The sequence below is a fragment of the Methanofastidiosum sp. genome (assembly GCA_035362715.1).
Taxonomy (GTDB): Archaea; Methanobacteriota_B; Thermococci; order Methanofastidiosales; family Methanofastidiosaceae; genus Methanofastidiosum.
In genome coordinates this window covers 31,800-48,780 of record DAOSDU010000004.1, presented here as the reverse complement: position 1 = coordinate 48,780, position 16,981 = coordinate 31,800, and the positions used below count along the sequence as shown (strand labels likewise).

Below are 16,981 nucleotides of genomic sequence, written 5' to 3'. Positions count from 1 at the left end.
AAATGATAAGGCTTTTTGATACAACCTTAAGAGACGGAACACAGGGAGAAGGTATATCCTTCTCCGCTAATGATAAGTTGAAGGTATGTGAAAAGCTTGACGAACTAGGCATACATTACATCGAGGGCGGATGGCCAGGCTCAAATCCAAAGGATGTGGAGTTCTTCAAAAATGCCAAAGCTCTTTCATTATCTACTTCAAAGATTTGTGCCTTTGGGAGTACTAGAAGGGCGAAGCTAAAGGCCGAAGATGATCCTAATCTAAAGGCTATTATTGACGTAGACACAGAAGTTGCATCGATTTTTGGGAAGAGTTGGGATTTCCATGTCATTGAAGCATTGAAGATTCCACTTGAAAAAAATCTAGAGATGATATATGATTCTATAGTTTTCCTAAAGGAACATGGAATTGAAGTCATCTACGATGCAGAGCATTTCTTTGATGGATTTAAGAGAAACAAAGAATATGCTCTATCAACGATTAAAGAAGCTGACAAAGCTGGCGCAGACTGCATATCTTTATGCGATACAAATGGAGGGAGTCTGCCCTTTGAGATTGGAAACATTATTAATGAAATTAAATCTGAAATTAAAAGTAAAATTGGTATTCACGCTCATAATGATTCAGAATGTGCTGTTGCAAACTCACTTGAAGCGGTCAAAAATGGGGCTGTGCATGTCCAGGGAACTATTAATGGATATGGAGAAAGGTGCGGTAATGCAAATCTTTGCTCAATAATCCCTGGCCTTAAAATTAAGATGAAGCTTGATTGTATATCGGATGCACAACTAGGTAAACTAAAAAATGTCTCAGCATATATAGCAGAGCTTGGAAATATCTCCCCTGAAATGCATCAGCCATATGTGGGTGCAAGCGCATTTGCACATAAAGGTGGAATCCACGTTAGTGCTATTCAAAGACACCCCGATACCTATGAGCATATTAAGCCAGAGCTTGTTGGAAATAGAACAAGAGTTATAGTATCTGAATTATCCGGCAGAAGTAACATTATTTTTAAGGCCAAAGAGTACGGAGTTGATCTAGAATCTGCTGATGCTAAACTAGATTTCATTTTAGAAAAAATAAAGAAACTTGAAAACGAGGGTTATCAGTTTGAAGGTGCAGAGGCTTCATTTGAGCTTCTTATGAAGAAAGCTCTAGGAACTTACAAGAAGTTCTTTGATCTTGAAGGATTTAGAGTTGTTATTGACAAAAGAGGCGATATGGAATCTCGCTCTGAAGCTACAATAAAGCTTAAGGTAAATGATAAAGAGTTCCATACGGCCGCTGAAGGTAACGGTCCTGTTAATGCGCTTGACAAAGCACTTAGAAAAGCTCTAATTGGCGCTTATCCTGAGATAAAGAACTTCAATCTCACCGACTATAAGGTTAGGGTCCTTGAAGGCGAAGAAGGAACTGGTTCGGTTGTAAGAGTTTTAATAAGAACTCATGGCTACAACAAGATGTGGGATACTGTTGGAGTATCGGAGAACATCATAACTGCTAGCTGGTACGCACTTGTGGATAGCGTTGAATATGGATTATCAAAATTTGTGGATGTGAATAAGTGAGAAGTTCTATAATTAAAGAGGATGTTGATAAGGCAGGGGCAAGAGGCTTATTGAGAGCTGATGGGCTAAAAGATGAGGACTTTAAGAAGCCGTTCATAGGTGTAGCCTCAGCTTACTCTGAAATAGTACCAGGCCACATTAATCTTAGAAAACTAACAGACCTTGTAAAGAAAGGCATTAGAGATGCGGGTGGTGTCCCATTCGAATTTGGTATGCCCGGCATATGTGATGGAATTGCAATGGGGCATCAGGGTATGAGGTATTCTCTACCATCAAGAGATATTATTGCTGATTCTGTTGAGCTAATGGTTTCTTCTCATCTATTTGATGGATGGGTTGGAGTTACAAATTGTGACAAGATAACGCCAGGTATGCTTATGGCCGCGGGTAGAATAAATATCCCGGCTGTTATGGTCACTGGTGGCCCAATGGAACCAGGAAAATATAAAGGAAAACAACTTGATCTAATCTCTATCTTTGAAGCTATTGGAAGTTATAAAAATGGAGATGTCTCTGAAAAGGAGCTTAGAGAAATAGAGAAGAGGAGTTGCCCTGGTGCTGGAGCATGTGCAGGTCTATTCACAGCAAACTCTATGGCCTGTATGACTGAAGCATTGGGTCTTTCCGTCCCAGGGAGCGCTACTGTTCATGCAACTGACAAGAGAAAAGAAGAAATAGCTTACCAAACAGGGAAGCTTATAGTTGAACTTGTTAAGAAGGACTTGAAACCAAGAGACATAATCACTAAGATGAGCTTTGAAAATGCAATAAGAGTTGATATGGGAATAGGCGGATCATCAAACACTGCACTACATCTGCCAGCAGTTGCTAATGCATTTGGAATTGTCCTTCCCTTGACATTATTTGATAAGCTCTCTAAAGAAACACCGCACCTTGTAAATTTAAGGCCAGGTGGACCCTTCTTTATGAGAGACTTTGATGATGCAGGCGGCATCCCTCAGATATTAATTAGATTAAAAGATAAACTAAATCTTGAAACAAAGACAGTTATGGGAAAAACACTTGGTGACGTACTGAAGAAAGTCAAGCTCGTCAAATCAGACACAATTAGAGATATTGATAATCCTTATCACAAGCAAGGTGGAATAGCCATACTCAAAGGAAATCTGGCCCCTAATGGTTCTGTTGTGAAGCAGACAGCAGTTAGCGAGAAGATAATGAAGTTTGAAGGTAAGGCCAAAGTCTTTGAAAGTGAAGAAGCGGCTACAAAAGCCATACTCTCCGGTAAGATTAAGTCAGGCATGGTTGTTGTCATAAGGTACGAAGGGCCAAAAGGTGGGCCTGGAATGAGGGAGATGCTAGAACCAACAAGTTTGATAGCAGGTATGGGGCTGTCTGAATCGGTGGCCCTAATTACAGATGGAAGATTTTCTGGAGGAACAAGAGGTCCTTGTATAGGTCATGTGGCCCCAGAAGCATTTGACAAGGGGCCGATAGCTGCTGTAAAAGATGGAGATATAATCAAAATAGATATACCTAAAAGAAAACTTGAGGTAGCACTAACTGCTAAAGAGATAGAAGAAAGACTAAAAGTTGCAAAGCCACCAAAGAAGAATATTCCAGGTATGCTTTTGAGATACAGAAAACTTGTTTCCTCGTCCGAAAAAGGTGCTGTGCTGGAATAAAATGGGGCTTGAATCTCTAGGATTTCATTACTCAATTTTAAGTTCTATCTTAAGCTCTTTTTTAATAATTTATTCCCTTTTTTTAAGAGACAAGGATTACAAAAAGGCAGAAGAGTTATTCATTTTTGGTGTCATTTTTATAGGTATCAGCTGGAGCGGTATTGAATGGTCACTTTATTTGGTGGGATATAATCTATTCTTACTTCTTTCAAGACCTATATTCCCACTGCTTTGCTATTTTTTAGCTACTTCAGCTTTTATTGTTTATATTTCTGAAAGATATTACAGAAGAAGAATCTGGGTTATCTTTGCAATATTAGCTTTTATTATATCAATCATAGCTGTAAACTGCATGAACTGCCTCTTTGAGTGAAGTTTTTAAACAGAATTTAATAATAGGATTTAATGTTCTTTTATAACAGGGAAAATGTTCAGGGCGAGGAAGCGAAAGCACTTTCTATCATACTGCCTACTGTTGGGTGCAGATGGAGAAGGTGTAATATGTGTTCATACTTTGAGGATTCTCCTAGCGACTCTTCAATTGATATATTCAGCATATTTGTTCAAGAGTTTAACAGTGCTTATGATGAAGAAATAAAGAAGGTCAAACTATTTACATCTGGAAGTTTTCTTGATCCTAAAGAAGTTGATCATGCTTGTGCAAAGAAAATTATTTCTTTTCTATCTGAAAAAGGAATCTTAGAAGTAACATTAGAATCTAGGCCAGAATATGTTGAAGAGAGTTACTTGAAAGATTTAATCGGGAATAATGATCTTCAAATTGAAGTTGCAATGGGATTGGAATCATCAAATAACAGGATACTAAAGCATTCTATTAACAAGGGATTTACCTTTGAAGATTTTCTTTCTGCGAGTGAGATTCTAAAAAAGCTGGATATTGTAAATAAGGCCTACTTGATGATTAAGCCTCCATTTCTAACTGAAAAAGAAGCTATCCATGATGCTATAAACTCTGCAAAAAGTATAGAGATGATTGCTGATGTAATTTCGTTTAATCCTATGACGGTCCATAAGAATACATTTGTGGAGCACCTCTGGAACAAGGGAGAGTATTCACCACCTTGGGGATGGAGCATATTGGAAATCCTAAAAGAGACTGCAAAATTAAGGCCAGATGTAATTTGCCATCCAGTAGCATTCGGCAGATCACGTGGCCCTAAAAATTGCAAGAGTTGTAACAGGGAAATTGAAAAAAAGATTTTAGAATTCTCAATTAATAACGATGTAAATATATTAGAGTCCAATTGTGATTGTAAGAAAGAGTGGGAAGAAGAACTTATGAAGTTTTGAAACTGACCCTATTTTAAGAATAAAAATAACTGTGCCATCGAGATTTATTTTATAAAGAAAAACATCCAAAATTTCTATAAGGTAATTTTTACCTATTTTTGAAATTATAAAGAATGATTATTGAATTAATTATCAATTTTTATTTATTTTAACATTTATATATTGTGTTAGGGGACTAGAACAATTTTATGCATTCCTATAATTGCCGATATTTATAATTTTTTTTAATGCAATCAACGAAATATTTATAAATATATGATAAATAATAGATACGTGGATATAAATGGCAGTAGAAAAAAATTATTCAGATTGGTTGCAAGTAATCCGAGAGAATAAATCAAAAACTAAACCTAATGACATGAAAGGTGAAATTGGCATAGCTTTGAAGACTATAGACAAGATGTATGGTAGTGGTGCGGCAACGAGAGCAATGGCACAATGCGACTTACCTGAATTAGGTTGGAAAACATTTGAAGAATTGAAATAATCTATTTTATTATCTTATTTTAACAATCTCTAACACAAAAATATTTTGTATTAACCCTTAAAATGCCCTACTCTTTCATACATCTCTTGCAGTTATATCTTGGAGCATTGGGACACACCTCACATCCCCTAAAATAAATTCGCCTTTTTGGGAGTTTTCTAAAAGGCCGTGTCCGGGAATTCCATAGACAATTACAACTATCTTTTCTAATCCGCATTCCGGACATTTTGGTGCATTAGTTATCATGATAATAAGTCTTGTATGAATCTTATATCTATATTTGACTCAAGAAAATAATAATCTCCAAAAATATTAATAACTTAGTAAGCATTTAAAATAATAAAAATTGGAAGAGGTGGATTAGTTATTTAGAGTTTTTGCATTAATACAAAGTAATTCTATTTAATATTCAAAATGTAGAAATCCTTATATATAACAATGTTATATAGTATATTGTGAGCGTTGAAAAGGGTCTAGAGAGAGGGTGGCTACAGTTTCTTATATTGAGGGTAGTCTGTGAAACTCCTTCGTATGGCTATGAAATCATTAAAAAAATAGAAAAAATGAGTCGTGGACGACACATAGTCAAAACTGGAACAATGTATACTACTTTGAGAAGAATGGAAAATAGCGGGCTATTGTCTTCAACTTGGGAAAAGAATCAAGATGCACCAGATAAAAGAATTTATGAGCCAACAAAAGAAGGTGAAGAATTTCTTAAGAAGTGGTTTGAAAACCTAATTGAGAGTAAATCAATAATCGATAGTATGATCGAGTTTTACAATAATAAGTTTGGAGGAAGATAGATGTATTTTAATAATTTAATAGAAAATAATTATTTTTCTGACAAAGAGCCTAATAAAAAAGATCTTATCAAATCAGGAAAATTCAATATTGTAACTGTATACTTCAAAGTTGGTCAAGAGATACCACCTCATCCGGAACCGTATGCTGTATTTTTTTATGTGATGAAAGGTAGAGGAATTTTCTCAAATAAAGAAGGTAAATTTGAACTCAAATCTAATCAAGGTATTTTTGTAGGCCAAGATGAAATTCGTGGTATAAAGTGTCTTGACGATATGGTAATCATGGGGGTTCAGGATGGCCATTGATTTTCTTATCTTGAATCTCTTAGTACTGGTGGCTCTGGGCATTTCATTTTTTAAATCAAAAGAAAAGACATCAAAGGTAGTAAAAATTGCATTTAAGTCATTAGTTAATACTGCACCGTATATCATAATAACAATTGTAATTATAGGCATCATGCAGGGATTTATCCCAAATAGATTAATAGCAGAATATCTAGGAGAAAAATCAGGCATTTCTGGCATTCTTCTGGCATCTCTTATTGGGGCCATCTTGTACATTCCTGCTTTTGTTTCATTTCCATTAGTGGCTTCCCTAATTGAAAAGGGAGCGAGTGTGATGATCGGAGCGGCATTTATCACAAGTCTTACAATGATAGGTTTCACATCCATGCCTCTCGAAATAAAAGAATTTGGGATTAAGTTTACAGCTATGAGAAATATATCAAGTTTCATTGCTGCTATATTGATAGCAGTTATAATGGGTGTATTAATATGAAGGACAATAAAATGATGAAAGAAAACGATATATCAAAAATTATCAAGAGCTATGCCGGAGTTCTAATATTTGCAGCACTGTTTATTGGAGTAGTAACATTATTTCCTGAAAGAAAAGAGATAATTGTCAATGAATCTTCAAAATATTTTATAGAAATGCTATTGATTATCCCGGCGGTAATGCTTTCTATAGGATTATTCAGTGTTTGGGTGTCTAAAGAACAGACCAGTAAATATTTGGGTAAAGAATCCGGCATTAAAGGGGCGTTGATCTCAATCATTATTGGATCTCTTCCTACGGGGCCACTTTACATGTCCTTTCCTATTGCATCATCTCTTTTAAAAAAAGGAGCCAGTATGTTAAGCATTGTAGTTTTTTTGGGAGCATGCGCATGCCTAAAAATACCCCAAGGGTTAGTTGAATTAAAATTTATGGGACTAAAGTTTATGGCAATACGATGGAGTTTCAGCATTCTCTTAATTATTCTAATGGGATACATAATAGAACGAGTAATTGATGTAAAAAAATAGATATTGCCAGAAATATAAAATAAGAAAAATATTTTTATTTTTTCTTTGCTACAATGCTCAAGCTTTCAATAGGCAAACCGTAATATTGCCTTATGCTTATTTCTTCATCACTTGATGTAGTTGAGATTTCAAATCCTGTGTCCTTGATTATTTTAATATAGTCTTCTTTTAATATTGAGCCGGCGATACAGCTAACGAGAAGCATCTCATTTTTTCTTAAATCATCACTTAGATTTTGAAGCAAGACTATGTCAGATATGTACATTCTTCCTCCTTTCTTTAGAACTCTGTGAGCTTCATTGAAGGCTTTGGCTTTATCAGGCACAAGATTAATCACACAATTGCTTAATATCACATCTACTGAATCATCATCAATTGGAAGATTTTCTATGTCACCGTGTCTAAATTCAACATTCTTATATCCATATTTCTTTGCATTTTGCGTTGCTTTTTGAACCATTGTCTCAGTGAAGTCAACACCTATGACATTTCCTTTTTCTCCAACTTTATCTGCGGCAAGAAAACAGTCAAGTCCTGCCCCTGAGCCAAGATCTAGTACAGTTTCTCCTTCTTTTATCTCGCCAAGAGTAGTAGGATTTCCGCAACCTAATCCAAGATTGACCTCAGATACATTTCCGATCTGTGTATCTGAATAGCCCAATGATTTAGCAATTAGTTCATTATTATTACCGCCGCCGCATCCGCAACTGCAGCCACAGTTGGAAGATGCTATTTTAGAATAATTTTCTTTTACAATTCTCTTAATATCTTCATCTCTCATATTTAATCCCCTCACAACAAGCCATTCCTTCAATGCCAAAATTTTTTAACATGTCGATTGTGGCCTTATCTTTGATACTGTAGATAATATTCCTGCCTTTCTTTTCTGATTTTAATATGCCAGCATCGACTAAAATCTTAAGATGCCTCGAGATTGTAGTCTGGTCTTTTTGGATATCAAACGTGAATTCGCATGCACAATACTCTTGGGTTAATAGGCATTTAACAATTTTAAGACGAGTTTCATCGCCTAGAGCTTTGAATACATCTACCTGAGCATCCATAATATTCATGTATATATGTGCATATATAAATATTTCTATTATAATAACAATTTTTTTAAATACACTCAAATATATCAAAACTGAGAGTATGAAGAGAATTGGTATTGTTGCTTGCGAGATCTTTGAAGAAGAGTTGTTAAAGCTCTTATCTGAATACAATTACATCAATAGAATTATACTTGTTTCTAATGATTCTTCAAAAGAGTTTCAAAAATGCTTGAGTCTAAATATAACTATGAAAAAATCTCTATTGCAAGAGAACTGTGTTCAACAAGATTTCTAAAAAGACAAGAGCCTCTAGAAGTTGTTGTGAATATCCTGCCTTTTGCCCTCCATCTTTATGCAGAAGATATCAAAAGAGAAGTAGTTGCAGCGTCAAAAGAAATTGAAAAGCATGTTGATTATATTTTATTACTATATGGATTATGCGGTAATGCTTTAGGTTCTATACGAGAATTATTAATTAATAACAAAATAAAAGTTCCTTTTGATATTCTAACTAATGAAAAAGGGGAGATAATGGATGACTGTATATGCGCCCTTTTAGGGTCAAGTGAAAAATATCTAAAAGAATTAGAACAAACTACAAATATTTTTTTTATGACTCCCGGGTGGACAAAACTTTGGCCAAGGCTTTTAGAAGAAAAGACAAAAAATATAGATACAAAAAGAATGGCCGAGTTATCTGAAATGGATGTTAAAGAAAAGTTTAAAATGGCCCTTGGAAGCTCCGACTATAAGAGGGTAATAGGAATAGAACTTGATTTTATTGATAAATTTAATTTTAGGGCCAGATGCAAAGAGTTTGCATCGCATTTTAATAGTGAAATTGTCATAAGGGAAGGAACTATTGATACTTTAAGAGAATCATTCGAAAAAGCTATGAAAGAAATAGAAAAATAATTTATGATTGATTCTATAAGTTAGTATACCTATATCCTGTTTAAAAAATTGATTTTACTATTAATAAAAAATATAAATATTTAGTTAGAGTGTTACCCACCACTGCATTTACTGCAACCACCAGAACTGCTTCCGCCTGCAGAGTGTACTGGTACGAGGCCCATTGTATCGTAGTCTAATGCAAACAAGTTTGATTTTAATGTACTAACAGGCCCATGCCCATCATTTGTCCTAAACCAGTATTCTATCTCCCAGCCTCTTGCCTTCGGAGCTAATTTAAATAAATCTTCCTCTGACAATGGGAGTGTGTATAAAATCCCATCTTTTGAATTATTATCTGTGATGTCTTGCTTTTCCATTACCCTTCTAGAACCATTAATGTAGACAAACATATAGGCAGGCAAGTCTCCGTCAGTATCTTTGTAAATCACTTGAAATTTGTATGAAAAGGTATTTCCTTCAAAAGTATATAACAAAACTCCGCCTTCAAGGGTTGGTGGTGTATTTTGGGCAGCAGAAATAGGCGTTATCAATATTGAAACGGCAAATATAATTGCTGCAAATATCCCAAATAGTTTTCTCATATTTTTACCTCCAAACATAGGTTATTAAACTATTAATATTAATTATAAAAGTCTTTTTATTATAGATTAAACAAATTACTATCTAATAAACTTATTATTTCTAAAAGTTGATAAATCTTTAGAATTATCTCCATATAAGGAATATATAGTAAATTCCAACTATTATAAATATCACTGCAACTGCCTTTCTCATCCACTTTTCAAATGTCTGGACTTTCTTCATGACCTCGCCCATTTTTGAAACACTAAAAACTAATAATAGTGAGAATATGATCACTGGCAATCCTGTTGCAATTGCAAAGATTGAAGGTATAATAATTGGATCACTATTCTGAAGTGCTAAAGGAATAAGCATGCCAAAGTAAAATACACCACTTATTGGGCAGAATGCCAGAGCAAATAACATGCCTAACAATAGGCTGCCAAATAATCCTTTTTCAGATAAATATTCCTTAAGTTTAGCTATTCTTTCACTACTTTTTCCAAAACTTATATTGAATATATTAAGCATTAATATACCAAATAATAGCATAAGTGGTCCTAATAATACTTTTCCGTATTTTTGAAGTCCGATAGATATTGAAAATGTACTAATGCCTACCCATACAATGACTGCTGCTATGCCAATATATACAATCATCCTGCCAATGGTATATAAAATTCCAACAAGCAATGTATGTTTGCTGTTTCCAATTTTTTTAGATGCGTATGCTATAGCAGTAATATTAGTTGCAAGTGGGCATGGACTTATTGTAGTCATTAGTCCTATGAAAAAAGCAGCTATTAATGGAATATTACTTCTGCCTAATGATTCAAATAAAGGCATTAAAGATATAGTACTACCTTTATTGTATAATAAGTAAACAGCACTAATGAGAACAAAAAATAATGGAATAATGAAGTAGAGTTTATTTGAATATTTTCTTTTGGGTGGAATATCTTTAATAGATTCCTTAAGAGTAATTGAATACAAATCCATGATTTCTTTTTTTCTAGCTTCGAATTCGTCTTTTGATATTGCGTGGGACATATATAACTTTGTCAGTTGTTGTATTTTATCATCCAATGCTCTGTCATGATTAGACTGAATCATTTTATCACCAATAAAAAGAGAGAATTATATTTTGGTAAGGTCCCCACTAAGTCTCATATCAACAAGTTGTTTTACATAGTTCATGAAGTTGTCCTTGTTCTCAATTCGGTACCAAACACCAAAATTTTCTTCAATATAAAGGTGGCCTTGGTCATCATATACCCCAATGCACAATGCGGATCCTGGGGGCCTGTATAGTAAGACAAGTTCTTGATTTTCAGGGAGCTCATAGTTAACGTGTTTAAAGGTAATTCTTCCATTGCTTAATTCCTTAGAATAGTATTTGTTAATAGTTTCTTCTGCATATTCCCCCAAAGTCTTACAGCTATAACATTGGACTTTTGGGTGGAAGTGGAGAATCTCAACCTTCAAAACATTTACTTTTTCGGGAGATACATTTGTATTTCCTTGATTTGTATTTGTCTGCGTGGTCGTCTGCTGTGATTGCTCTTGAACTGCACTATTACTGACACAAGCAGAAAAAAGGACTAAAGAAGCGATTAATAGGATAATAAACAAGAATTTTTTCATTATATATGCCCCCATATTATAGTACCACATATAAACATATAAGTAGTTATTTATAGTATATTTATAAACATTTTGGTAGTATGAAATATTCAAATTTTTTTTACTAATCTTATAGAATAAAAATTAAAAAATATCTCACAATCAATCTTTAAAAAAGTTTATATATCAATATATAAATAATCACACATGGTAATTGATGAAAAACGAAATATTTCACTCCTTAAAGCAATGGGGGAGAGTACAAGGTATAAAATTCTTAGCGTGCTTGTTTTGGGGGAACGGTGTGCTTGCGAAATTCCGGGATTAATAAAAAGGTCTCAACCTAACACATCAATGCATCTCGCAAAATTACAGGATTGGGGGATTATACAATCAAGAAGAGACGGCAAAAGAATACTCTACACAATTAAGGATTCAAGAGTTAAGAAAATTTTAGAAATTGTGAATAAGGAGGATTGATTCTATTAAAGTAAAAGTTTTGGGAAGCGGATGCGCAACATGCAAAAATCTATATGAAAAAATAAAAAGATTAGCAAGTGAGGGAAAAATTAATGCAACTGTTGAATATAGTTCTGATATAAATGATCTTATTAATGAAGGAATAATGGGAAGCCCGGCGATACTAATAGATGGCAAAGTTGTAAAAGTTGGAAATCCCTCAGAAGAGGAGCTTAATAAAATTCTTGGCATAAAATAAGTGGAGGGTTATATATGAGAATGTTAGAAGAATTCTTCCCCGAATTTACAAAAAAATTAGATGAGATGGATGAGCTATACAAAGATAAAAGAACAATAGATGATAAGACCTATCAGTTCATATGTTTTGCACTTTCTATTAAAGCCAGATCAAAGCCGTGTGTATTAAAACATTTCAAAGGGGCCCTTGAAGCCGGAGCTACAGTAAAGGAATTAAGTTACATTTTTGCTTTGGTAATGAGAGAAGCTGCTGGGGCCGATGACTGCTGGACACACGACGTAATAGGGGATTGGAAAGAGATACTAAAAGGCAATATAAACTGTGAATGTAAAAAATAATTATTTTATTATATATTTCCAAATATTAGTCCTGCTATAGTAGAATACAATATAACTAGCATTACATAAACTATAGTTCTTTTTGAACCTAACACTTTTCTAATCACGAGCATATTAGGTAAACTCAGACTGGGCCCTGCTAATAATAAGGCCAAAGCTGGACCTTTTGCCATTCCTTTTGCGATAAGTGCTTGTAGTATAGGAATTTCAGTTAATGTGGAGAAGTACATAAATGCCCCAAATATAGAAGCTATCAAATTTCCCAAGACATTATTTTTTCCAACTATCTGTTCAATTAAATATTGGGGGATTAAAGGCATTATGAATCCAGCTATAAAGACACCAATAAACAAGAGAGGAATCAACATCTTTGAAAAATGCCAAGTTTCTTTAAGCCATGATGTAGAAGTTTCTTTAGAAAATTTGAAAATTGCTATTAAAGCTACAACTAATGTTAGAATTCCCATAGTGATGTATTTCAAAGATGGCCCTATTGATAAACCATTTACGACAAGCATCATTACCAGTGAAAAAAAGAATCCAATTAGAATTTTTGAAGAAACAGATACATCAGCACTTTCTTCTAAATATAGTTTACCACCTTCAGATCTTTCTCTAAAAATTAAAGCCATTGAAATCCCAACTATAATCGAAAGACTAACCGCAGAGATAACTCTTGCAAGACCTATAGAGAAACCTAAAACACTAAATGTTAAGAATATAGCTGCAATATTAATAGCTGGACCAGAAAATAGAAAAGTAACAGCGGGGCCAAGACCTGCCCCCCTTTTTCTTATAGATGCAAATAATGGAAGTATTGTGCAAGAGCAAACAGCAAGTATAGATCCAGATACTGAGGCAATACCATAGGATATTAATTTATTACTGTCACATCCAAGATACTTTAAAACAACGTCTTTTTTTACAAATATACTAATGGCGCCGGCAATGAACATGGCAGGAACTAAACACGTCAAAACATGCTTTCTTGCATAATCGTGCAAGAGATAGACGGCACTAAATAATGATTCCTGGAAAAGATTATTTGTGATAGGCATGAAATAAAATCCCAAAAAGAGGATAATTAATATCAAAAGAATATTCTTTTCTTTCATAACGAGCCCTTTGCTATCAATTTATAATTCTAAACATATAATTATTAATTGATATATAAAGTTTTCTACATTAATATAAGAACAAATAATTGGCCTTAAAAATAGCTAAATTAAAAATTAATTAAAATAGAAAAATATATTTTTAAGAGTACTCTTCGAGTCCTAGCCTCTTTAATGTTGCCTTTGTTGGAACTCCTTTTCTATCCCAACCTCTGAGGTCATAATATTCATCGAGCATTGTGTCAAGCTCTTTCTGTGGTGTGTACATTCCTTTTGAAGCACCAGATGGAATTGGCTCGTTCAAAGCTCTCCATGGAATTGTGTCGCCTGTTCTTGCTTTACCCGATTCTCTGATTGTGAATAATCTCTCCATTGTGTAAATTCTTTCTGCAATTAACTTGATTTCGTCTAAAGTTGTGTTCCATCCTGTTACTGCGTTTATCCAATCGGAATGAGCTTGAGCTACTGATGTTCCATAAATTTTTTCAGCAAAGTGACAAACAACAAGTGAGTCTCCTAAGCATGTCCAGTTTTGAGTATTAAAAGCATTCAAAGCCCTTCCTTCTGTTGTTTTTCTCTTCTCTGGGGGTAGTCCATATTCAATTGGTCTTGCATCGTGATGGCTTCCTCCCCTTGGAGATGTTGCGTAACCAACAGACATAGTCTTTTGTGCTCTTGGAGAGTGACCTGCAGGTTCAAGACCTTTGACATGGAACGCATATTTGTATGCATCCCCACCTAATTTTTCTGCAATTGCTCTTGTTCCCTTACAAATCAAGTCTCCAAATTCCCCTCGTCTCTCGGCTATTATTCTAACAAGCTCAAGAAGGTCTTCACCGTTTCCAAATTTAAATGTACGGCCACCTGTATCTTTTTCTGTTAAGAGTCCTCTTTCCATTAATTCCATAATCATTGAAGCTGTTACACCTGCAGATATTGTGTCTAGCCCATATTCATCAGAAAGTCTATCTGCCTCAATCACGTAGTCAACGTCACCTATAGCCGGCATACTACCAAAAGAATATTGAGTTTCATATTCAGGTCCTTCTGAAACGTTGTCCCACTTGTTAACTTTGAAATCTTTTGCGCAGTGAATACAGCAGCTGAAGCATGACCTATGTCTAATTAAATGTTCGGTATTGAGTATTTCTCCACCAATCTTATCAACATGTTCAAATGTTTCTTCCTGCATGTTTCTTGTTCCCATTCCCCCAAATGCATTAATGCTTGCAGGAAGCCCTGTAGTTCCATACTTAGAAAGACCCCCTAAAGTTTCTTTGGCTTTCTGAGCGAATTCTCCGTATAAGGCCTTTACTTTTCCCATGTCAGCTACTTTAACGTCTTTGTCACCGTATATAGCAATAGCTTTAAGGTTCTTTGATCCCCAAACTGCCCCATTACCACTTCTTCCAGCAACTCTTGTATCGGTGATAATTGAAGTCATAGGTACTAATTTTTCCCCTGCTGGCCCAATACATGCAACTTTATATTCATGTGTAAGTTCTTTTTTAATTCTGTGTTGTGTTTCTATTGTTTTAAGGCCCCAGAATCTTTCTGCCTCTCTTATTTCAACTTTATCGTTGTTTATAACAATCATTACTGGAGAAGCAGCTTTACCTTTAATTACAACGGCATCATATCCTGCATATTTCAACATTGCAGCGAATCCTCCACCAGCACTACTGTCTGCAAGAAGCCCAGTTTGGGGAGATTTTGCTCCAAAGTGTGTTCTTCCTGCTCCATGCGCTAAAGTACCGCTCAAAGGACCTGATGCAAATACAGAAACTGCTTCAGGCGAAAGTGGATCTATACCCTTTTTTACTTCGTCATAAAGATATTTTATTATGAATCCGTTTCCACCTAGCCATTTTCTATAAAAATCTTCATTTGGAGTTTCAACTTCAATTTTACCTGTAGTTAGATCTATATGTAAAATTTTACCAGCATAACCATAAACCATTTTAATCACCTACCGACAATGCATTTTTTGGACAAATCTTAACACATTCTGGTTCCCCTTCACATAAATTACATTTAATTGGGAGTTTGTAATCTTTATGCCAATAAATACCATCGTATGGGCAGGCTCTAACACATAATCTGCAACCAATACATTTATCTTCTATGAGAACAACTCTTTCTAGATCTTGATCAATTATAAGGGCATCTGTTGGGCAAGCTTCAACACATGGGGCATCATCACATTGTAAACATACATTGTATTTTGGCGCAACATAGTCTTCCGTCTTAATTCTAATTCTAGATTTTTTTGGGTTAAATGCATCGTACCACTTAGATGAACAAAACAGTTCACATAAATTGCATCCAGCACATTTTTTTTCATCAAAAACTATATGTTTCATTTAAAATACCCTCCTAGGATTGTTTCTGTTAATATTTATTCATATAAAAGATTTTCGGAATTATCGATATGTTTAAATAAATATAACGAAAAAATATATTTATTTAATTTTTTTACCAGTTTTTATACATTCTTTGCAAATTTGCCCTTCTAATACACATGATATACATATTGTTCTTCCACAAAGTCTGCATATATATGGGTAAACGACATGTTTTCCACAAATCATACATATCATAGCTATTTAGGTGTAAACTTCACAACCATTTGAAGTTACAATCAAGCTATTTTCAGCCTGAGACACCAAACCTCCTTCGCTGTCTAATAAAACATTGTAAGGATAAATTGCATTTGCCCTAATAAGATTTCTTAAAGAGAAGTTAATTTTAAGGCCAGTATAGTTTTTTTCTAACCATCTTTCTGCAAATGGTAAAGTTTTATAATTTTGTTTTATAACATTCAATAATTTCTTAGAACTAGGATCTCTTACAGGTCTGTCCTGAAGATATTTGAAAATATACACCTCTTCTGAAGATTTTAGCTTACCTGCCTTTGTAGATGCAAAAGGTTCTATCGCCATAGTATCCCCTTCTTTTAACTTTGTTCCAAGATTACTGTTGTAATTTGGAATAGTAATCCCAGAATGAAGAACATACGGTCTAAGTCCATGACCACAGAGATCTTTTATAGGATTAAAATTAAAATCTTTGATTGTTTCTTCTATTATTTTGCCGATATAATTAGTCTTTACTCCAGGCTCTACCACAGCGATTGCATTTTTTAGTGCTTCTTGTGTTGCTTTTATGAGTTCATCGTCGCTTTCATCAACTTTGACGGTATATGCTGAATCAGCAATACATCCTTCAACATGGCATCCTATATCGACCTTCACATAATCACCACTCTTAAGAACAAGGTCAGCACTAAGATTAGGTGTGTAATGCGCAGCGACACTATTGATAGAAATGTTACATGGAAACGCTGGAAATCCGCCCATTTCGATTACTCTATTTTCTATAAATTCAACAAGATCAACTAATTTATATCCACTAACAACTAATTTTCTTGATTCCTCTTTAACAATTTTAAGTATTTCTCCAGCTCTTCTATAGCTTTCAAAGTAATTTTGATCGTCTTGCATAGAACAACAATTGAATATCCATTT

General features: G+C 34.5%; 24 protein-coding genes. 14 read left to right on the top strand and 10 right to left on the bottom strand.

The window, feature by feature from the left end; genetic code table 11:
- The first annotated feature begins 2 nt into the window (after positions 1-2).
- The 5 genes from cimA to PLI06_03845 all read left to right on the top strand — a co-directional run bounded on the left by cimA (position 3) and on the right by PLI06_03845 (position 5,015).
- Positions 3-1,571 (top strand): citramalate synthase, encoded by a 1,569-nt coding sequence (cimA, locus tag PLI06_03865; GenBank protein HOI76732.1) that lies wholly within the window; start codon positions 3-5, stop codon positions 1,569-1,571.
- The gene (gene ilvD / locus PLI06_03860; protein ID HOI76731.1) at positions 1,568-3,217 is read left to right on the top strand and encodes a dihydroxy-acid dehydratase; all 1,650 of its coding nucleotides are present in this window, start codon (positions 1,568-1,570) and stop codon (positions 3,215-3,217) included. Before cimA ends, ilvD begins: the two co-directional genes overlap by 4 nt.
- Position 3,218: 1 nt before the next feature.
- Positions 3,219-3,590 carry a hypothetical protein gene (locus PLI06_03855; protein ID HOI76730.1) on the top strand — a complete coding sequence of 124 codons (372 nt, stop codon included), beginning with the start codon at positions 3,219-3,221 and terminating at the stop codon, positions 3,588-3,590.
- A 32-nt stretch (positions 3,591-3,622) separates the two neighbouring features.
- Complete coding sequence (locus PLI06_03850) at positions 3,623-4,528, top strand: archaeosine biosynthesis radical SAM protein RaSEA (protein ID HOI76729.1); 906 nt, start codon at positions 3,623-3,625, stop codon at positions 4,526-4,528.
- Between the two features lie 283 nt (positions 4,529-4,811).
- Positions 4,812-5,015: a hypothetical protein gene (locus PLI06_03845; GenBank protein ID HOI76728.1), complete on the top strand. Its 204-nt coding sequence runs from the start codon at positions 4,812-4,814 to the stop codon at positions 5,013-5,015.
- Between the two features lie 75 nt (positions 5,016-5,090).
- On the opposite strand, the gene PLI06_03840 is transcribed toward PLI06_03845, so the two are convergent.
- Entirely contained in the window at positions 5,091-5,261 is a 171-nt protein-coding gene (locus PLI06_03840) for a hypothetical protein (GenBank protein HOI76727.1), read from the bottom strand.
- A gap of 209 nt (positions 5,262-5,470) precedes the next feature.
- Between PLI06_03840 and PLI06_03835 the strand changes: the two genes are divergently transcribed.
- From PLI06_03835 to PLI06_03820, 4 genes are read left to right on the top strand one after another with little or no spacing between them, the layout of a single operon-like run.
- Positions 5,471-5,821 carry a PadR family transcriptional regulator gene (locus PLI06_03835; GenBank protein ID HOI76726.1) on the top strand — a complete coding sequence of 117 codons (351 nt, stop codon included), beginning with the start codon at positions 5,471-5,473 and terminating at the stop codon, positions 5,819-5,821.
- Positions 5,822-6,127, top strand: coding sequence for an AraC family ligand binding domain-containing protein (locus PLI06_03830; GenBank protein ID HOI76725.1), 306 nt, complete (start codon positions 5,822-5,824; stop codon positions 6,125-6,127).
- A complete protein-coding gene (locus PLI06_03825; GenBank protein HOI76724.1) occupies positions 6,117-6,599 on the top strand; it encodes a permease in 483 nt (160 codons plus the stop codon). Before PLI06_03830 ends, PLI06_03825 begins: the two co-directional genes overlap by 11 nt.
- Positions 6,596-7,129 (top strand): permease, encoded by a 534-nt coding sequence (locus PLI06_03820; protein ID HOI76723.1) that lies wholly within the window; start codon positions 6,596-6,598, stop codon positions 7,127-7,129. Before PLI06_03825 ends, PLI06_03820 begins: the two co-directional genes overlap by 4 nt.
- A 34-nt stretch (positions 7,130-7,163) precedes the next feature.
- Here PLI06_03820 and arsM read toward each other — a convergent pair whose 3' ends face one another.
- Together arsM and PLI06_03810 are read right to left on the bottom strand one after the other, a co-directional pair.
- Positions 7,164-7,910, bottom strand: coding sequence for an arsenite methyltransferase (gene arsM, locus PLI06_03815; protein HOI76722.1), 747 nt, complete (start codon positions 7,908-7,910; stop codon positions 7,164-7,166).
- Positions 7,900-8,193, bottom strand: coding sequence for a metalloregulator ArsR/SmtB family transcription factor (locus tag PLI06_03810; protein ID HOI76721.1), 294 nt, complete (start codon positions 8,191-8,193; stop codon positions 7,900-7,902). Before PLI06_03810 ends, arsM begins: the two co-directional genes overlap by 11 nt.
- 88 nt (positions 8,194-8,281) lie before the next feature.
- Between PLI06_03810 and PLI06_03805 the strand changes: the two genes are divergently transcribed.
- Together PLI06_03805 and PLI06_03800 are read left to right on the top strand one after the other, a co-directional pair.
- Entirely contained in the window at positions 8,282-8,476 is a 195-nt protein-coding gene (locus tag PLI06_03805; GenBank protein HOI76720.1) for a hypothetical protein, read from the top strand.
- Entirely contained in the window at positions 8,407-9,096 is a 690-nt protein-coding gene (locus tag PLI06_03800) for a DUF1638 domain-containing protein (GenBank protein HOI76719.1), read from the top strand. The genes PLI06_03805 and PLI06_03800 overlap by 70 nt, the downstream gene beginning before the upstream one ends.
- Before the next feature lie 92 nt (positions 9,097-9,188).
- Here the strand turns inward: PLI06_03800 and PLI06_03795 are convergent, their stop codons facing one another.
- From PLI06_03795 to PLI06_03785, 3 genes are all read right to left on the bottom strand, one after another.
- The gene (locus PLI06_03795; GenBank protein HOI76718.1) at positions 9,189-9,680 is read right to left on the bottom strand and encodes a hypothetical protein; all 492 of its coding nucleotides are present in this window, start codon (positions 9,678-9,680) and stop codon (positions 9,189-9,191) included.
- A 124-nt stretch (positions 9,681-9,804) separates the two neighbouring features.
- Positions 9,805-10,773: an aromatic aminobenezylarsenical efflux permease ArsG family transporter gene (locus PLI06_03790; GenBank protein HOI76717.1), complete on the bottom strand. Its 969-nt coding sequence runs from the start codon at positions 10,771-10,773 to the stop codon at positions 9,805-9,807.
- Between the two features lie 24 nt (positions 10,774-10,797).
- Positions 10,798-11,304 (bottom strand): nitrophenyl compound nitroreductase subunit ArsF family protein, encoded by a 507-nt coding sequence (locus tag PLI06_03785; protein HOI76716.1) that lies wholly within the window; start codon positions 11,302-11,304, stop codon positions 10,798-10,800.
- Positions 11,305-11,490: 186 nt separating this feature from the next.
- Here PLI06_03785 and PLI06_03780 point away from each other — a divergent pair, with 186 nt between their 5' ends.
- From PLI06_03780 to PLI06_03770, 3 genes are read left to right on the top strand one after another with little or no spacing between them, the layout of a single operon-like run.
- Complete coding sequence (locus PLI06_03780; protein HOI76715.1) at positions 11,491-11,763, top strand: metalloregulator ArsR/SmtB family transcription factor; 273 nt, start codon at positions 11,491-11,493, stop codon at positions 11,761-11,763.
- 19 nt (positions 11,764-11,782) lie between these two features.
- Complete coding sequence (locus PLI06_03775) at positions 11,783-12,001, top strand: thioredoxin family protein (GenBank protein ID HOI76714.1); 219 nt, start codon at positions 11,783-11,785, stop codon at positions 11,999-12,001.
- Between the two features lie 14 nt (positions 12,002-12,015).
- Complete coding sequence (locus tag PLI06_03770; protein ID HOI76713.1) at positions 12,016-12,339, top strand: carboxymuconolactone decarboxylase family protein; 324 nt, start codon at positions 12,016-12,018, stop codon at positions 12,337-12,339.
- Between the two features lie 8 nt (positions 12,340-12,347).
- Here PLI06_03770 and PLI06_03765 read toward each other — a convergent pair whose 3' ends face one another.
- The 4 genes from PLI06_03765 to map all read right to left on the bottom strand — a co-directional run bounded on the left by PLI06_03765 (position 12,348) and on the right by map (position 16,957).
- Positions 12,348-13,454, bottom strand: coding sequence for a permease (locus PLI06_03765; protein HOI76712.1), 1,107 nt, complete (start codon positions 13,452-13,454; stop codon positions 12,348-12,350).
- Between the two features lie 142 nt (positions 13,455-13,596).
- Positions 13,597-15,414 (bottom strand): aldehyde ferredoxin oxidoreductase family protein, encoded by a 1,818-nt coding sequence (locus PLI06_03760; GenBank protein ID HOI76711.1) that lies wholly within the window; start codon positions 15,412-15,414, stop codon positions 13,597-13,599.
- 1 nt (position 15,415) lies between these two features.
- On the bottom strand, positions 15,416-15,817 hold the full coding sequence (locus PLI06_03755) for a 4Fe-4S dicluster domain-containing protein (protein HOI76710.1): 402 nt from the start codon (positions 15,815-15,817) through the stop codon (positions 15,416-15,418).
- Between the two features lie 243 nt (positions 15,818-16,060).
- Positions 16,061-16,957: a type II methionyl aminopeptidase gene (gene map / locus PLI06_03750; GenBank protein ID HOI76709.1), complete on the bottom strand. Its 897-nt coding sequence runs from the start codon at positions 16,955-16,957 to the stop codon at positions 16,061-16,063.
- Positions 16,958-16,981: the final 24 nt, after the last annotated feature.

Excerpts from the sequence above, each read along its gene's own strand:
- PLI06_03825 (HOI76724.1), top strand. The coding sequence starts at position 6,117 with ATGGCCATTGATTTTCTTATCTTGAATCTCTTAGTACTGGTGGCTCTG.
- PLI06_03800 (HOI76719.1), top strand. The coding sequence starts at position 8,407 with ATGCTTGAGTCTAAATATAACTATGAAAAAATCTCTATTGCAAGAGAA.
- PLI06_03830 (HOI76725.1), top strand. The coding sequence starts at position 5,822 with ATGTATTTTAATAATTTAATAGAAAATAATTATTTTTCTGACAAAGAG.
- map (HOI76709.1), bottom strand. The coding sequence starts at position 16,957 with ATGCAAGACGATCAAAATTACTTTGAAAGCTATAGAAGAGCTGGAGAA.
- PLI06_03785 (HOI76716.1), bottom strand. The coding sequence starts at position 11,304 with ATGAAAAAATTCTTGTTTATTATCCTATTAATCGCTTCTTTAGTCCTT.
- PLI06_03820 (HOI76723.1), top strand. The coding sequence starts at position 6,596 with ATGAAGGACAATAAAATGATGAAAGAAAACGATATATCAAAAATTATC.
- PLI06_03805 (HOI76720.1), top strand. The coding sequence starts at position 8,282 with ATGAAGAGAATTGGTATTGTTGCTTGCGAGATCTTTGAAGAAGAGTTG.
- PLI06_03755 (HOI76710.1), bottom strand. The coding sequence starts at position 15,817 with ATGAAACATATAGTTTTTGATGAAAAAAAATGTGCTGGATGCAATTTA.
- PLI06_03840 (HOI76727.1), bottom strand. The coding sequence starts at position 5,261 with ATGATAACTAATGCACCAAAATGTCCGGAATGCGGATTAGAAAAGATA.
- PLI06_03810 (HOI76721.1), bottom strand. The coding sequence starts at position 8,193 with ATGGATGCTCAGGTAGATGTATTCAAAGCTCTAGGCGATGAAACTCGT.
- PLI06_03790 (HOI76717.1), bottom strand. The coding sequence starts at position 10,773 with ATGATTCAGTCTAATCATGACAGAGCATTGGATGATAAAATACAACAA.
- arsM (HOI76722.1), bottom strand. The coding sequence starts at position 7,910 with ATGAGAGATGAAGATATTAAGAGAATTGTAAAAGAAAATTATTCTAAA.
- PLI06_03770 (HOI76713.1), top strand. The coding sequence starts at position 12,016 with ATGAGAATGTTAGAAGAATTCTTCCCCGAATTTACAAAAAAATTAGAT.
- PLI06_03845 (HOI76728.1), top strand. The coding sequence starts at position 4,812 with ATGGCAGTAGAAAAAAATTATTCAGATTGGTTGCAAGTAATCCGAGAG.
- PLI06_03780 (HOI76715.1), top strand. The coding sequence starts at position 11,491 with ATGGTAATTGATGAAAAACGAAATATTTCACTCCTTAAAGCAATGGGG.
- PLI06_03850 (HOI76729.1), top strand. The coding sequence starts at position 3,623 with ATGTTCTTTTATAACAGGGAAAATGTTCAGGGCGAGGAAGCGAAAGCA.
- PLI06_03855 (HOI76730.1), top strand. The coding sequence starts at position 3,219 with ATGGGGCTTGAATCTCTAGGATTTCATTACTCAATTTTAAGTTCTATC.
- PLI06_03765 (HOI76712.1), bottom strand. The coding sequence starts at position 13,454 with ATGAAAGAAAAGAATATTCTTTTGATATTAATTATCCTCTTTTTGGGA.
- PLI06_03795 (HOI76718.1), bottom strand. The coding sequence starts at position 9,680 with ATGAGAAAACTATTTGGGATATTTGCAGCAATTATATTTGCCGTTTCA.
- cimA (HOI76732.1), top strand. The coding sequence starts at position 3 with ATGATAAGGCTTTTTGATACAACCTTAAGAGACGGAACACAGGGAGAA.
- PLI06_03760 (HOI76711.1), bottom strand. The coding sequence starts at position 15,414 with ATGGTTTATGGTTATGCTGGTAAAATTTTACATATAGATCTAACTACA.